The following is a 13,796-nucleotide window of genomic DNA, read 5'->3' as shown; positions in this document are numbered from 1 at the left end:
CGGACCTTGAGAAGACGGGCGCAGCCGGCGAGCCGGAGCAGCCCGCCGCCCTCGGCGGCGTGGCGAAGTCCGGCGCCGTCGGCGAGCCGGTGGCCGAGGACGGCGCACGGCCGGGCGCCTACCTTGAGGTGCGCGATCTGAAGGTGCACTTCCCGACCGACGACGGCCTGGTGAAGTCCGTCGACGGGCTCTCCTTCGCGCTGGAGAAGGGCAAGACCCTCGGTATCGTGGGCGAGTCCGGCTCCGGCAAGTCGGTCACCTCGCTCGGCATCATGGGCCTGCACCGGGTCGGCAACTACGGCCGGCAGAAGGCGCGGATCTCCGGAGAGATCTGGCTGGACGGCAAGGAGCTGCTCTCCGCCGACCCCGACGAGGTCCGGCGGCTGCGCGGCCGCGAACTGGCCATGATCTTCCAGGACCCGCTGTCCGCGATGCACCCGTACTTCACCGTAGGCAAGCAGATCAGCGAGGCCTACCGGGTCCACCACCAGGTCGACAAGAAGACCGCCCGCAGGCGGGCGATCGAGATGCTGGACCGGGTGGGCATCCCGCAGCCGGACAAGCGGGTGGACAACTACCCGCACGAGTTCTCCGGCGGTATGCGCCAGCGCGCGATGATCGCGATGGCGCTGGTCAACAACCCCGAGCTGCTGATCGCCGACGAGCCGACGACCGCCCTGGACGTGACCGTCCAGGCGCAGATCCTCGACCTCATCCGCGACCTGCAGAAGGAGTTCGGCTCCGCGGTCATCATCATCACCCACGACCTGGGCGTCGTCGCCGAGCTCGCCGACGACATCCTGGTGATGTACGGCGGGCGCTGCGTCGAACGCGGCCCCGCGGAGAAGGTGTTCTACGAGCCGCAGCACCCCTACACCTGGGGCCTGCTCGGGTCGATGCCGCGCATCGACCGCGACCAGACCGAACGGCTCATCCCGGTCAAGGGGTCCCCGCCGAGCCTGATCAACATCCCCGGCGGCTGCGCCTTCAACCCGCGCTGCCCGTACGCCGACGTGCCCAAGGACGGCATCACCCGCACCGAGCGCCCGGAACTGCGCCAGGTCGGCGACCGCCACTTCTCCGCCTGCCACATGTCGCAGGAGGAGCGCACCCGGATCTGGACCGAAGAGATTGCGCCGAAGCTGTGACCGAGAAGACCGAGAAACCAAGCGTGGCGAAGACGGCGGCGGTCGAGCGGCAGGCGGCGGACGCCGACTCCCCCGAGCCGCTGCTGAAGGTCACCGGCCTGGTCAAGCACTTCCCCATCAAGAAGGGGCTGCTCCAGCGGCAGACCGGCGCGGTGCAGGCGGTCGACGGGCTGGACTTCGACGTCCGGCCGGGGGAGACCCTGGGCGTGGTCGGCGAGTCCGGCTGCGGCAAGTCCACCATGGGGCGGCTGATCACCCGCCTGCTGGAGCCGACCAGCGGCAGGATTGAGTTCGAGGGCCGGGACATCACCCATCTGGGCACCGCGGCGATGCGCCCGATGCGCCGCGACATCCAGATGATCTTCCAGGACCCGTACTCCTCCCTGAACCCCCGGCACACGGTCGGCACGATCGTCAGCGCGCCGTTCAAGCTCCAGGGCGTCACGCCCGAGGGCGGCGTCAAGAAGGAGGTCCAGCGGCTGCTGTCGGTGGTGGGCCTCAACCCCGAGCACTACAACCGCTACCCCCACGAGTTCTCCGGCGGCCAGCGGCAGCGCATCGGCATCGCCCGCGCGCTGGCGCTCAAGCCGAAGCTGGTCATCGCGGACGAGCCGGTCTCGGCGCTGGACGTGTCCATCCAGGCGCAGGTGGTCAACCTGCTGGACGACCTCCAGGAGGAGCTGGGCCTGACGTACGTGATCATCGCCCACGACCTGTCGGTCATCCGGCACGTCTCGGACCGGATCGCGGTGATGTACCTGGGCAAGATCGTGGAGCTCGCGGACCGCAAGTCCCTGTACGAGGCGCCCATGCACCCGTACACCAAGGCGCTGCTGTCCGCGGTGCCGGTGCCGGACCCCAAGCGGCGCGCCAAGCGGGAACGCATCCTGCTCAAGGGCGACGTGCCCTCGCCGATCGCGCCGCCGCCGGGCTGCCGGTTCCACACCCGGTGCTGGAAGGCGACGGACCTGTGCAGGACGCAGGAACCGCCGCTGGTGGCACTGAAGACCGGCCACCAGGTGGCGTGCCACCACCCGGAGAACATGTCCGATTCCCAGGAGTGAGCCGTTCGTGATCTCCGGCCGGGCCCGGCACCGGGCCCGGCCGGAGATGATGTGCGCGACAGGTAAGAATGTCGCGTGCTCACCGATCTGTTCAGCCCCTCCGTCCAGCACTCGCTGGACATCGCCGGGATCTTCGTCTTCGCGATCTCCGGCGCGCTGCTCGCCGTACGCAAGAACTTCGACGTGTTCGGCATGGCGGTGCTCGCCGAGGTCACCGCGCTGGGCGGCGGGCTGTTCCGCGACCTGATGATCGGCGACGTCCCGCCCACCGCCTTCACCGACCTCGGCTACTTCCTCACCCCGCTCGTCGCCACCTTGATCGTGTTCTTCCTCCACCCCGAGGTCGAACGGATCACCAAGGCGGTGAACGTCTTCGACGCGGCGGGGCTCGGGCTGTTCTGCGTCACGGGCACCACCAAGGCCCACGACTACGGACTCGGCCTCACCGCGTCCGCCACGCTCGGCCTGGCCACGGCGGTCGGGGGCGGCGTGCTCCGCGACGTGCTGGCGCACGAGGTCCCCTCGCTGCTGCGCTGGGACCGCGACCTGTACGCGGTCCCGGCCATGGTCGGCGCCACACTCGCCGCGCTCCTCATCCGCTTCGACGAGCTGAACGCGACGACCAGCGCGCTCGCGGCGACGGTGGCCTTCGTCCTGCGCCTGCTGGCGATGCGGTTCGGCTGGCGCGCGCCCCGCGCGTGGAACCGGCGCAGCACGGCGGCGGAGGAGACCGCCTGAGGGGCTACATCGGGTCGACGTCCTCGCCCGGCTCCGCGCCGACGGGGAGCAGGCCGCGCTGCGCGAACACCCGCTTCGCCGCGATCGTCGCGTTGATGGCGCGAGGGAAGCCGCAGTAGGGCGCCGAGTGCAGCAGCGCCTCCACGATCTGTGCCGGCGTCAGCCCCACGTTGAGCGCCGCGTCCACATGCCCCTCCAACTGCGCCTCGCAACCGCCCAGCGCCGCCAGCATGCCCAGGGTCACCAGCTGCCGGTCGCGCGGCGCCAGCTCCGGCCGGGCGTAGATGTCACCGAAGCCCCAGGCGACCATCTGGTGGCCCAGCTCCGGGGAGATCCCGGCGAGGGAGGCGACGACGCGCCGACCGGCCTTGCCGTCGATCTCCGTCAGTACCCGCATGCCCCGGTCGAACCGCTCCTGCCGGGTCTCACTCCTGCTCTCACTGCTCATGATCCCGACGTTACGAGTCGGAGCGCGCTTCGGCGCGGACACCGCGCTGTGCCACCCGGCCGTGCCGCCGCAGACCCTCCGGCTCGTAGAATCGTCACACCATGGCATACCTCGACCACGCCGCCACCACCCCGATGCTTCCGGAGGCGGTGCAGGCGATGACCGCGCAGTTGGCCGTTGTCGGCAACGCCTCCTCGCTGCACGCCGCCGGTCGGCGTGCCCGGCGCACCGTCGAGGAGGGCCGGGAGACGCTCGCGGCCGCGCTCGGCGCGCGCCCCAGTGAGGTCGTCTTCACCGCGGGGGGGACCGAGTCCGACAACCTCGCGGTCAAGGGGCTGTTCTGGGCCCGGCGGGACGCCGACCCGGCCCGTACCCGGGTCCTGGCGAGCCCCGTGGAGCACCACGCCGTGCTCGACGCGGTCCACTGGCTCGCCGACCACGAGGGCGCGCGGATCGAGTGGCTGCCCGTCGACGGGTACGGGCGGGTGCACCCCGAGGCGCTGCGCGAGGCCATCGCCCGCGACCCCGCCGATGTCGCCCTCGCCACCGTCATGTGGGCCAACAACGAGATCGGCACCGTCATGCCGGTCCATGAACTGGCCGAGGCGGCGCGGGAGTTCGACGTTCCGCTGCACGCCGACGCGGTCCAGGCGTTCGGCCAGCTGGAGGTGGACTTCGCCGCCTCGGGGCTGGCCGCCATGACCGTGAGCGGTCACAAGATCGGCGGCCCGTACGGCATCGGGGCGCTGCTGCTGGGCCGTGAGTACACCCCAGTGCCCCTGCTGCACGGCGGTGGGCAGGAGCGGCAGGTGCGGTCCGGGACCCTGGACGCCCCGGCGGTCGCCGCCTTCGCCGTCGCCGGTGAACTGGCGGCCGCGCGCCGTGCGGGCTTCGCCCGCGAGATCGGGGCGCTGCGCGACACGCTGGTGTCCGCGGTCCGTGCCGCCGTCCCCGACGCGGTCCTCGGCGGCGACCCCGCCCCGGCCGGCCGGCTGCCCGCCAACGCGCACTTCTCCTTCCCCGGCTGCGAGGGCGACTCGCTGCTCCTGCTGCTGGACGCGCAGGGCATCGAGTGCTCCACCGGCTCGGCGTGCACCGCGGGCATCGCCCAGCCCAGCCATGTCGTCCTGGCCACCGGCACCGACCCCGACCTGGCGCGCGGCACGCTGCGCTTCTCGCTGGGGCACACCTCGACGGAGGCGGACGTGGCGGCGCTGGCCAAGGCGATCGGTCCGGCGGTGGAACGGGCCCGGAGCGCGGGCCTGAGCTGAGCCTGTCCCTCAGTCGCGTGGCTCGCCGGACGAGTCGCGCGGGGACGGCGCGGGGGCGGTGCGGACCAAGCGCAGATACCGGTCCCAGTCCCAGTGCGGACCGGGGTCGGTGTGGTCCGTCCCCGGCACCTCCACATGGCCGACGAGGTGCTCCCGGTCCACCGGTATGCCGTACCGCTCGCAGATCCGCGCGGTGAGCCGGGCCGACGCGCGGTACATCGCGTCGGTGAAGGAGCCGGCGCGCGACACGAAGCCGGTGTGCTCGATGCCGACGCTGCGCTCGTTGTACGAGCGGTTCCCGGCGTGGAACGCGACGTCCAGCTCCCGCACCATCTGCGTGATGCGCCCGTCCCCGCGCACGATGTAATGGGCGGCGGCGCCGTGCTCGGGGTCGCGGAACACCCGCACGGCGTCGTCGTGGCCACCCTGCACCACATGCACGACGACACGGTCGACGGCGTAGTCGTACGGCCGGTCGGCCCGCCGCCAGTTCGCCGCCGAGGCCGCGATCCACCGCGCGCCCGGGTGGTCGACCTCGCCCTCCCGGCGCGGCCGGTCGTTCCCGGGCAGCCGCCACCACCACCGCTCCAGCTCGTCGCGGAACGCGTAGGCCCCTCCGGCCAGCCCCAGCCCGGCCGCGGCGGTCCCGCCCAGGACGAGGGCGCGCCTGCTCAGCGCGCGGGAACCGGTGGCAGGCCCGATGCCCGCACCGCCGGACGCCGGCGCCGCGTCGTGGCGGCCGGGCGCCGGGGCCGCGTCGCGGTCGGCCGCAGGCGTGTCGCTCATGCGATGCTCAACGCGCGGACCGCCGGTCAGGGTTCCGCGTCCGCGTGCCGTACATCACTCCGGGCGGGCGCCGAGGGCGGACAGGTCTGGCAGGGGCGCGGGCCCCGTACCCTGGAGGGGCTATGACTGACTTCCCGGGCGCACCCGATCCGAACGCTCCCCGTGACGGCCGCCGCCTCCGCGTGCTCGCGGCCATGTCCGGCGGTGTCGACTCCGCCGTCGCCGCCGCCCGCGCCGCCGAGGCGGGCCACGACGTGACCGGTGTGCACCTCGCGCTCTCCGCCAACCCCCAGTCCTTCCGCACCGGCGCCCGCGGCTGCTGCACGATCGAGGACTCGCGCGACGCCCGCCGCGCCGCCGACGTGATCGGCATCCCCTTCTACGTATGGGATCTGGCCGAGCGCTTCCGCGAGGACGTGGTGGAGGACTTCGTCGCGGAGTACGAGGCGGGCCGCACGCCGAACCCGTGCCTGCGCTGCAACGAGAAGATCAAGTTCGCGGCGCTGCTGGACAAGGCGCTGGCGCTGGGCTTCGACGCCGTGTGCACCGGCCATTACGCCACGGTCGTCACCCGCGAGGACGGCACGCGTGAGCTGCACCGCGCGAGTGACATGGCCAAGGACCAGAGTTACGTCCTCGGGGTCCTGGACGAGCGGCAGCTGGCCCACGCGATGTTCCCGCTCGGCGACACCCTCACCACCAAGGACGAGATCCGCGCCGAGGCGCAGGCCCGCGGCCTGGCGGTCGCGAAGAAGCCGGACAGCCACGACATCTGCTTCATCGCCGACGGCGACACCCAGGGCTTCCTCGCCTCCCGCCTGGGCAAGGCGGAAGGCGAGATCGTCGACGAGGACGGCAACACGGTGGGCACCCACGAGGGCGCGTACGGCTTCACGATCGGCCAGCGCAAGGGCCTGCGGCTGGGAGTCCCGGCACCGGACGGCAAGCCGCGCTACGTCCTCGACATCTCCCCGGTGAACAACACGGTGACGGTCGGCCCGGCCGCGTCTCTGGACGTCACGGCCCTGACCGCCGTCAAGCCCCGCTGGTGCGGCACGCCCCCGGCGGGCCCCGGCACGTACACGGCCCAGCTCCGCGCCCATGGCGGCGAGACCGAGGTCAGCGCGGAAATGGTCGGCGAGGAGCTGCGGGTCTCCTTCACCGAGGCGGTACGGGGCGTGGCACCCGGCCAGGCGATTGTGCTGTACGACGAGACGCGGGTGGTCGGCTCGGCGACGATCGCCACGACGGAGCGGGCGCGGGCGTCGTCCGCGCAGTAGACGCGCGGCCCCGCGCCGCCCTTGGCACGCGTTGCCCCTGGCACGCTCCGCTCCTGGCACGCGTTGCCCCTGGCTACGTAAAGCCCCCCGCCACGCGGTTCCATCGCGTGGCGGGAGGCTTTGGTCTTGAACCGCCCCGGAGGGTCAGCCCACGCTCACCCCGAGGGTGTGCGCCAGGATCGCCTCGGCCAGCGGGCCGTGGACCTGCGGTGGCAGAGTGTGGCCCATGCCCGGGATCTCGACCAGCCGGGCCCCGTTGATGACGTGCGCCATGTGCGCGGGGTGCGGCGGCGGGAACACCGGCTCGGCCGGGGCCGCGACGACGAGGGTGGGCACCTCGGTCGCGGCGAGGGCCTCGGTGCGCAGCATCCCGGAGTCGTCGGCGCGGCTGACCGCGTCCGTCGTGCCGTAGTGCCCGGTGTGCTCGATGATGCCGCGCTCAAAGCCGCGGAAGTAGTCCGCGTCGAAGGGGATCTGGCCGCCGCTGAGCAGCTCCCAGTGCCGTACCCGCCGGTCCAGTTCGGCCTCGAGGCCGTGGTCCTCGACGGGTTTGGCCCACTCCTCCAGGACCCGGGGGTCGATGCCGGGGAGCTCGTCGGCGGGGGTCGTGGTCCCGTCGGGGTGGACGAGCGGGGCCGTGCTCATGGCGCAGGTGCTGAAGAGGGTGGCGCTGAGCACCCGGTCGGGGTGGTCGGCCAGGACGATCTGGGTGAGCATCCCGCCCAGTGACATGCCGACGAGGTGCGCCCGCTCGATGCCGAGCCCGTCGAGGACCTTCACCGCGTCCTCGGCCAAGTCGGTGACGCGGTACGGATGTTGGTCGAACGCCCATGGGGAGCGGCCGCTGTCGCGCTGGTCGTAGCGGATCACCCGGTGGTGTGCGGCGAGCCGGTCGACCAGGCCGTCCGGCCACCCCAGTCCGGATGCCTGCGCGCCCATGATCAGCAGCAGCGGAGGGGCGTCGTCGGCCCCGCGCTGCTCGGTCCACAGGTGGATGCCGGGGGCGACCTCGACGAAGGCGGTGGAGACGTGGTGCATGCCGGTGGCCCTTTCGGTGCGCGTACTGAACGAGACGTATCGTCTCGTGATCCAAATGTGTCGTCAAGTTCCGGACAGTCGGAGCGTGACCGGCGGGCGTCGTTGACTTGTATTGCCGGGATGGTTACGGTGAGTAATCGGAACGGTGCGCGATGCCGCGTGCCGGACAGCGGACTCATGCATTGGGGGATGAGACGTGACACGTGCCTGGGAGGCCGACTCCTCCGCGGTGTTCCACCGCAGGTTAGGCAAGTCGGCGAGCGAGCTCGGGACCACCAACGGCCGCGACGGCTGCCCCGAGATCTGGGAGCTGGACAACGGGGACATCGCGGTCATCGGCCGTGATCTGACGGACGACTACCGGGAGCGGCTCCCCGAGGGGGTCGTCATGCGCTCCGACGAACGGCTGGTCATCCTGCCCGGTGCCATGCTGAGCTCGGCGAAGCCGGACATCCCCGATGCTCGGCCTTGAGACGATCGGGCTCGACCCGGCGCAAGGCGAGGTGCTGCCCCTCGCGGCCTATCGCGAGGACTTCCGGGCGCGGCAGTGGACGATCGATGGCCAGGACTCCTGGAAGCTGGAGCGGCAGCAGGAGTTCAAGGAACCCGGGTTCCCCAGCTGGGAGGCGTTCTCCCGAGGAGACTGGGAAACGGCCATGCGGCTGGTGGAGGACGAGCGCGACTGGCTGCGGGAATTCGCCCAGGAGAACGACGAGCGCGGCATCAGCCTCTTCCGGGTCCGCGTCGTCGAGGAGCCCCTCGCGCCGTATCTGCAATGGGAGCTCCATCTGCTGCGGCTGCGGGCGGAGTACGGGGAGCGGATCCGGGTGGTCGGCCCCGAGCGGATCCGGGGACTGGAGGCCGACGGGCCGCTGCCCGAGCTCCTCACCCTCGGCAACCGCACGGTCTATAAGATCCGTTACGACGATCAGGGGATCCTCGACGGGGCCGTGAGATTCGTCGACCCTCGTGTCACGGCGCGCTGCCGCGACTTCACCAGAGACCTGTACGAGTTCGGAGAGGACGTGATCCCCTATTTCGACCGTGAGGTGGCCCACTTACCAGCACCGGGGCCGGGGTAGATGAGCGACGAGCACGCAGAGGACAGGGGAGGCGGGGAGCGCCGGGCGGGCCCCGGGGCGCACTGGGTGCGGTCGGAGATGTCCGGGGCAGCCTCCGAAGTGGTCCAGGCCCGGGACATCAGCGGCGACATCCACTTCCACACGGGTTCCCACCCCCGCTCCCCGTACGACAACCCCAGGCCCCGCCAACTCCCGGGAGACACCAGGGGGTTCGTCAACCGCCGCGAGGAGCTGCGGTGGCTCGACGCGATCCTCACGGGCGGCGGCGGGGGCGGCGGGAACGTCGGTGGCGGGAACACCGGCGGCGGTGACGAGCCGCTCATGTCCCTCTGCGTCATCGCGGGCACGGCCGGGGTCGGCAAGACCTCGCTGGCCCTGCGCTGGGCCCATCGCATGGAAGCGCACTTCCCCGACGGCCAGCTGTATGTGAACCTGCGCGGGTACGACCCCGGCGCGCCCGTCACCCCGCGGGAGGCGCTGCACCGCTTCCTGGCGGCGCTCGGTGTGCCCGCGCGGGCGATCCCCACCGACTCCGAGGCGGCGGCCGCGCTCTACCGGTCGGCGCTGGCGGGCCGGCGCATGCTGATCGTCCTCGACAACGCCGCCACCGTGGGGCAGGTCCGCCCGCTGCTCCCCGGCACCGCCGGCTGTCTGGTCGTCGTCACGAGCCGGAGCCGCCTGTCCGGGCTCAGCGTCCGCGACGGAGCCCGCCGCCTGACGCTGGACACCCTCTCGGAAACGGAGGCCGTCGCCCTGCTGCGCGCGGTCACCGCCGACTACCGGGACCAGGACGACCGCGAGAAGCTCATCGAACTGGCCCGGCTGTGCGCCCGGCTGCCGCTGGCCCTGCGGATCGCGGCGGAACGGGCCGCGAGCCGTCCCCGTATGCGGCTGGACGACCTCATAAGAGACCTCCGCGACGAATCCGCCCTGTGGGACGCCCTGAGCATCGGGGACGACGAGGAGGCCGAAGCGGTGCGGACCGTCTTCGCCTGGTCCTACCGCGCCCTCACCCCCGAGGCCGCCTCCCTCTTCCGGCTCCTCGGCCTGCACCCCGGGCCGGAGTTCGGGGCCCCGGCCGCGGCCGCGCTCGCCGGTGTCCCCACCGGCCAGGCCCGGCGGCTGCTGGACACCCTCGTCGGCGCGCACCTGGTGGAGCAGACCGGCCCCGACCGCTACGCCTTCCACGACCTGCTGCGCGCGTACGCGGGCGACCAGGCGGACAGTGAGGAGACTCCCGAGGCCAGGGACGCGGCTCTCGGCCGCGTGCTCGCCTGGTACCTGCGGACCGCGGCCGCCGCCCAGGCGTGGATCAACCCGCAGGAGTCGCCGATCCGGCTCGGCGCGCCGGAGGACGGCGTCGTGCCACTGGAGTTCCCCGGCTACGACGACGCACTGAGCTGGTACGAGCAGGAGCGGGAGAACCTGGTGGCCGCCGCACGCGCGGCCGGGGATGCCGGGGCCGACCGTGCCGCCTGGCAACTGGCCGCGGTGCTCAAGTCCATTCACATGCTGCGCAACCCCTTCGAGGAGTGGCTCGCCGTGAGCCACATCGGCCTGCGAGCCGCCCGCAGGCTGGGCGACCGCGCGGCAGAGGCCGACCTCCTGGAGAGCCTCGGCATGGCCTACACGCAGTCGCACCGCCTGGTGGACGGCGCCCGCTGCCACGAGGAGGCGCTGGCCGTCCGCCGGGAGCTGGGCGACCGCATGGGTGAGGCCTTCTCGCTCAACGACCTGGGGCTGGCGCAGCTGCGCGGGCGCGGGCTCGCGCAGGCCGAGGCGCACTTCGAGCAGGCGCGTGCGGTCTTCCGCGACCTCGACGCCGCCCACTGGGAGGCGGTGATGCTGTCGAACCTCGCCGAGACGCGCTATGAGCTGTCGCGGCTGCGGGAGTCCCGCGACGCCGTCACCGAGGCCCTGGCCCGCCACCGCGCGAGCGACAGCCAGGGAAGCGTCGGCAACGCGCTGCGGATCCTGAGCGCGGTGCAGCGCGAGTCCGGCGAACCGGGGGCTGCGGAAGGGGCGTTGCGCTCCGCCCAGGAAGCGGTGGACATCGCGCGGGCCCACCGGAACGACTCGTGGGAGGCGTTCTGGCTCCTCGACCTCGGTGCGGCCCACCGGGCGACCGGCCAGGCCCCGGAAGCGCTGGCGGCGTACCAGCGGGCCGCGATGCTCCAGCGCAGGCTGGGCGACCGGTCGCGCGAGGCCCGCGCGTGGCACGGTGCCGGTGAGACCTACCGGCAGTTGGGACGGTTCGAGGAGGCGGCCGACTTCCACCGGACCGCGGCCGCCGCCCACCGCGAGCTGAACGACCTCTGGCAGCTGGCCCTCGCCCTCGACGGCCTCGCCGTCGCACTGGACGAGCTGGGCCGGGACGCTGAGGCGCGCGGCCACCGGGCGGAAACGCTGGACGTGCTGACCGGTTACCAGGACCCGCGGGCCGAGGCGCTGCGGCGCCGTGCGTACGCGGCGTTGGGGGACACGGGGACGGGGGGCACGGAGGCGGGGTACGAGGCGTCGGGCGACGCGTGACCGCCGGCCCGCTCACGAGCCGCCGCGGCCGACCGTGTTGCGGTTACCGTACGGGGCATGAACATCTGCGTCTTCTGCTCCGCCGCCGACCTCGACGATCGCTACACCGCCCCCGCCCGCGAATTCGCCCAGCTCATCGGCCGGGGCGGGCACACCCTCGTGTGGGGCGGCTCGGATGTCGGCCTGATGAAGGTGATGGCGGACGGGGTGCAGGAGAGCGGTGGGCGGCTGGTCGGGGTCTCGGTGGAGTTCCTGCAGGAGAGGGCTCGCGGAAGCGCCGACGAGATGGTGGTCGCCAAGGATCTCGCCGCGCGCAAGGCGGAGATGCTCGCCCGCGCCGACGCGATTGTGATCATGGTCGGCGGGACCGGGACGCTGGACGAGGCGACCGAGATCCTGGAGCTGAAGAAGCACAACCTGCACGCGAAGCCGGTGGTGCTGCTCAACACCGCCGGGTTCTACGACGGACTGAAGGAGCAGTTCCAGCGTATGGAGAAGGAGGGGTTCCTGCCGCTGCCGCTGACCGAACTGGTCTTCTTCGCGGAGGACGGTGTCGGGGCGATGGCGTATCTGGAGGAAGCCCGCGGCGTGCGCTGAGAGGCACGTGGTACCTATGGGGCCATGGCTACACATTTGATCACAGGTGCGGGTTCGGGCATCGGCACGGCGGTCGCGGAGCGGCTGGCCGAGCGGGGGGACGAGCTGTGGCTGCTGGCCCGCGACGCCGGGCGGGCGAAGGACCTGGCCGGGCGCTTCCCCGGCGCGAAGACCCTGGTGGGCGACCTCGCGGAGCCGGAGCGGCTGTCGTGGGCGCTCAGCCACCAGACGCTGCCCGACCGACTGGACTCACTGCTGCACATCGCGGGTGTCGTCGAGCTGGGCGAGATCGGTGAGCTGACCCCGAAGGTATGGAACCAGCAGCTCGCCACCAACCTGGTCGCCCCGGCCGAGCTGACCCGGCTGCTCCTGCCGCAGCTGCGCGCCGCTCAGGGACACGTGCTCTTCGTCAACTCCGGTGCGGGACTGCGCGCGAACGCCCAATGGGGCGCGTACGCCGCGAGCAAGCACGGCCTCAAGGCGCTGGCCGACGCGCTGCGCTGGGAGGAGAGCGGCAACGGCGTGCGCGTGACATCCGTCTACCCGGGCCGTACGGCGACGCCGATGCAGCAGAAGGTGCACCAGCAGGAGGGCAAGGAGTACGACGCCTCCCGCTGGATCGCGCCGGAGTCGGTCGCGACCACGATCCTGACGGCGCTCGACATGCCGCGCGGCACGGAGATCACGGATCTTTCGGTGCGGCCGCAGGGCTGAGGCCGCCACGCCGCACGTGGTGCTCCGGGCCGCCGGTCCGGTCGTGGTGAACATCCGGCCTGCGGGCTCGTAGGCTTCCTGGGTGAGCGAGACGAACAAGAGCTGGGGGCCCGGCGCCGCGACCGGCGTCGGATCCATGCCGGGCGGTGACGCGCGCGAGGCCGCCAAGACCGTCACCGGGTCCCTGGAGACCCTGCCGTACCTGCCGGAACTGCCCGCGCGCGGGCCCGGTGCGGACATGATCGGACGTACCGCCGGGCTGCTGGTCGACCTGTACGCGCATGTGGAGCCCAGCGGCTGGCGGGTCGGCGACCGGCCGGGCCGGGACACCAAGCGGGCCCGTTCCTGGCTGGGCGAGGACCTCGACGCGCTGGAGGAGTTCACCCAGGGGTACACCGGCGCGCTCAAGGTGTCGGCCGTCGGCCCGTGGACGCTCGCCGCCGCGCTGGAACTGCGCAACGGGGAGGTCATGCTCAGCGACCCGGGCGCCTGCCGTGACCTCGCGGGCTCCCTCGTGGAGGGGCTGCGCGGCCATCTCGCGGAGGTACGGCGCCGGGTGCCCGGCGCGCGGATCGCGCTGCAGCTCGACGAGCCCTCCCTCACGGCGGTGCTCACCGGAACGGTCCGCACGGCCAGCGGCTACCGCACCCACCGGGCGGTCGACCGCGGGGTGGTCGAGGGGGCGCTGCGCGACCTCGCCGCGGTGGCCGACGGCGGAGAGGTCATCGTGCACTCCTGCGCGCCCGCCGTGCCATTCGCGCTGCTGCGCCGGGCCGGGGCGACCGGCGTCTCCTTCGACCTGTCGCTGCTCACCGAGCGTGAGGAGGAGGCGATCGGGGAGGCCGTCGATGGCGGCACCGCGCTGTTCGTCGGCGCGGTCCCCTCGCTGGACGCCCCGTTGTCAGACCCTGCCGGTAGCGTCATGGGTGTCAGGACGCTGTGGCGCAGGCTGGGGCTGTCACCGGGGACTCTCGCCGAGTCCGTGGTGATCACTCCGGCGTGCGGTCTCGCGGGTGCCTCGCCCGCGTACGCGCGCGCCGCGCTGGCCCACTGCGTCCGGGCGGCGAGATCGCTCGCTGACAACCCTGAGTGACGGAA

14 protein-coding genes are annotated in these 13,796 nt (G+C 72.6%); 11 read left to right on the top strand and 3 right to left on the bottom strand.

Features of this window, described 5'->3' with window-relative positions:
- The first annotated feature begins 59 nt into the window (after positions 1 to 59).
- The 3 genes from ACQUSR_RS09050 to ACQUSR_RS09040 all read left to right on the top strand — a co-directional run bounded on the left by ACQUSR_RS09050 (position 60) and on the right by ACQUSR_RS09040 (position 2,950).
- Entirely contained in the window at positions 60 to 1,148 is a 1,089-nt protein-coding gene (locus ACQUSR_RS09050) for an ABC transporter ATP-binding protein (protein WP_431047457.1), read from the top strand.
- A gap of 23 nt (positions 1,149 to 1,171) precedes the next feature.
- Positions 1,172 to 2,212 carry an ABC transporter ATP-binding protein gene (locus tag ACQUSR_RS09045; RefSeq protein ID WP_431042038.1) on the top strand — a complete coding sequence of 347 codons (1,041 nt, stop codon included), beginning with the start codon at positions 1,172 to 1,174 and terminating at the stop codon, positions 2,210 to 2,212.
- 75 nt (positions 2,213 to 2,287) lie between these two features.
- Positions 2,288 to 2,950, top strand: a complete 663-nt coding sequence (locus ACQUSR_RS09040) for a trimeric intracellular cation channel family protein (RefSeq protein WP_431042037.1) — start codon at positions 2,288 to 2,290, stop codon at positions 2,948 to 2,950.
- Positions 2,951 to 2,954: 4 nt separating this feature from the next.
- Here the strand turns inward: ACQUSR_RS09040 and ACQUSR_RS09035 are convergent, their stop codons facing one another.
- Complete coding sequence (locus ACQUSR_RS09035; protein ID WP_431042036.1) at positions 2,955 to 3,398, bottom strand: carboxymuconolactone decarboxylase family protein; 444 nt, start codon at positions 3,396 to 3,398, stop codon at positions 2,955 to 2,957.
- A 101-nt stretch (positions 3,399 to 3,499) separates the two neighbouring features.
- Between ACQUSR_RS09035 and ACQUSR_RS09030 the strand changes: the two genes are divergently transcribed.
- Complete coding sequence (locus ACQUSR_RS09030; protein ID WP_431042035.1) at positions 3,500 to 4,669, top strand: cysteine desulfurase family protein; 1,170 nt, start codon at positions 3,500 to 3,502, stop codon at positions 4,667 to 4,669.
- A 9-nt stretch (positions 4,670 to 4,678) separates the two neighbouring features.
- On the opposite strand, the gene ACQUSR_RS09025 is transcribed toward ACQUSR_RS09030, so the two are convergent.
- A complete protein-coding gene (locus ACQUSR_RS09025) occupies positions 4,679 to 5,455 on the bottom strand; it encodes an N-acetylmuramoyl-L-alanine amidase (RefSeq protein ID WP_431042034.1) in 777 nt (258 codons plus the stop codon).
- 122 nt (positions 5,456 to 5,577) lie between these two features.
- Between ACQUSR_RS09025 and mnmA the strand changes: the two genes are divergently transcribed.
- Positions 5,578 to 6,735: a tRNA 2-thiouridine(34) synthase MnmA gene (gene mnmA / locus ACQUSR_RS09020; protein WP_431042033.1), complete on the top strand. Its 1,158-nt coding sequence runs from the start codon at positions 5,578 to 5,580 to the stop codon at positions 6,733 to 6,735.
- 144 nt (positions 6,736 to 6,879) lie between these two features.
- On the opposite strand, the gene ACQUSR_RS09015 is transcribed toward mnmA, so the two are convergent.
- The gene (locus ACQUSR_RS09015) at positions 6,880 to 7,773 is read right to left on the bottom strand and encodes an alpha/beta fold hydrolase (RefSeq protein ID WP_431042032.1); all 894 of its coding nucleotides are present in this window, start codon (positions 7,771 to 7,773) and stop codon (positions 6,880 to 6,882) included.
- Between the two features lie 196 nt (positions 7,774 to 7,969).
- Between ACQUSR_RS09015 and ACQUSR_RS09010 the strand changes: the two genes are divergently transcribed.
- From ACQUSR_RS09010 to ACQUSR_RS08985, 6 genes are all read left to right on the top strand, one after another.
- On the top strand, positions 7,970 to 8,245 hold the full coding sequence (locus ACQUSR_RS09010; protein WP_431042031.1) for a hypothetical protein: 276 nt from the start codon (positions 7,970 to 7,972) through the stop codon (positions 8,243 to 8,245).
- Positions 8,232 to 8,855 (top strand): DUF6879 family protein, encoded by a 624-nt coding sequence (locus ACQUSR_RS09005; protein ID WP_431042030.1) that lies wholly within the window; start codon positions 8,232 to 8,234, stop codon positions 8,853 to 8,855. The genes ACQUSR_RS09010 and ACQUSR_RS09005 overlap by 14 nt, the downstream gene beginning before the upstream one ends.
- Entirely contained in the window at positions 8,856 to 11,387 is a 2,532-nt protein-coding gene (locus ACQUSR_RS09000; RefSeq protein WP_431042029.1) for an ATP-binding protein, read from the top strand. It abuts the gene before it with no gap.
- 57 nt (positions 11,388 to 11,444) lie between these two features.
- Complete coding sequence (locus ACQUSR_RS08995; protein WP_431042028.1) at positions 11,445 to 11,984, top strand: TIGR00730 family Rossman fold protein; 540 nt, start codon at positions 11,445 to 11,447, stop codon at positions 11,982 to 11,984.
- 24 nt (positions 11,985 to 12,008) lie between these two features.
- Positions 12,009 to 12,698 carry an SDR family oxidoreductase gene (locus ACQUSR_RS08990; protein ID WP_431042027.1) on the top strand — a complete coding sequence of 230 codons (690 nt, stop codon included), beginning with the start codon at positions 12,009 to 12,011 and terminating at the stop codon, positions 12,696 to 12,698.
- A gap of 82 nt (positions 12,699 to 12,780) precedes the next feature.
- Positions 12,781 to 13,791, top strand: coding sequence for a methionine synthase (locus ACQUSR_RS08985; RefSeq protein ID WP_431042026.1), 1,011 nt, complete (start codon positions 12,781 to 12,783; stop codon positions 13,789 to 13,791).
- The last annotated feature ends 5 nt before the right edge of the window (positions 13,792 to 13,796 follow it).

Source organism: Streptomyces sp. P1-3, from assembly GCF_050613155.1.
Taxonomy (GTDB): Bacteria; Actinomycetota; Actinomycetes; order Streptomycetales; family Streptomycetaceae; genus Streptomyces.
Note: the sequence above shows the minus strand (reverse complement) of the source record. Positions and strands in the feature narration are given on the sequence as shown.

Bases quoted from the DNA above. Each gene is read 5' to 3' on its own strand.
- ACQUSR_RS09025 (WP_431042034.1), bottom strand. From the start codon at position 5,455: ATGAGCGACACGCCTGCGGCCGACCGCGACGCGGCCCCGGCGCCCGGC.
- ACQUSR_RS08990 (WP_431042027.1), top strand. From the start codon at position 12,009: ATGGCTACACATTTGATCACAGGTGCGGGTTCGGGCATCGGCACGGCG.
- ACQUSR_RS09005 (WP_431042030.1), top strand. From the start codon at position 8,232: ATGCTCGGCCTTGAGACGATCGGGCTCGACCCGGCGCAAGGCGAGGTG.
- ACQUSR_RS09000 (WP_431042029.1), top strand. From the start codon at position 8,856: ATGAGCGACGAGCACGCAGAGGACAGGGGAGGCGGGGAGCGCCGGGCG.
- mnmA (WP_431042033.1), top strand. From the start codon at position 5,578: ATGACTGACTTCCCGGGCGCACCCGATCCGAACGCTCCCCGTGACGGC.
- ACQUSR_RS09035 (WP_431042036.1), bottom strand. From the start codon at position 3,398: ATGAGCAGTGAGAGCAGGAGTGAGACCCGGCAGGAGCGGTTCGACCGG.
- ACQUSR_RS09015 (WP_431042032.1), bottom strand. From the start codon at position 7,773: ATGCACCACGTCTCCACCGCCTTCGTCGAGGTCGCCCCCGGCATCCAC.
- ACQUSR_RS09030 (WP_431042035.1), top strand. From the start codon at position 3,500: ATGGCATACCTCGACCACGCCGCCACCACCCCGATGCTTCCGGAGGCG.
- ACQUSR_RS08995 (WP_431042028.1), top strand. From the start codon at position 11,445: ATGAACATCTGCGTCTTCTGCTCCGCCGCCGACCTCGACGATCGCTAC.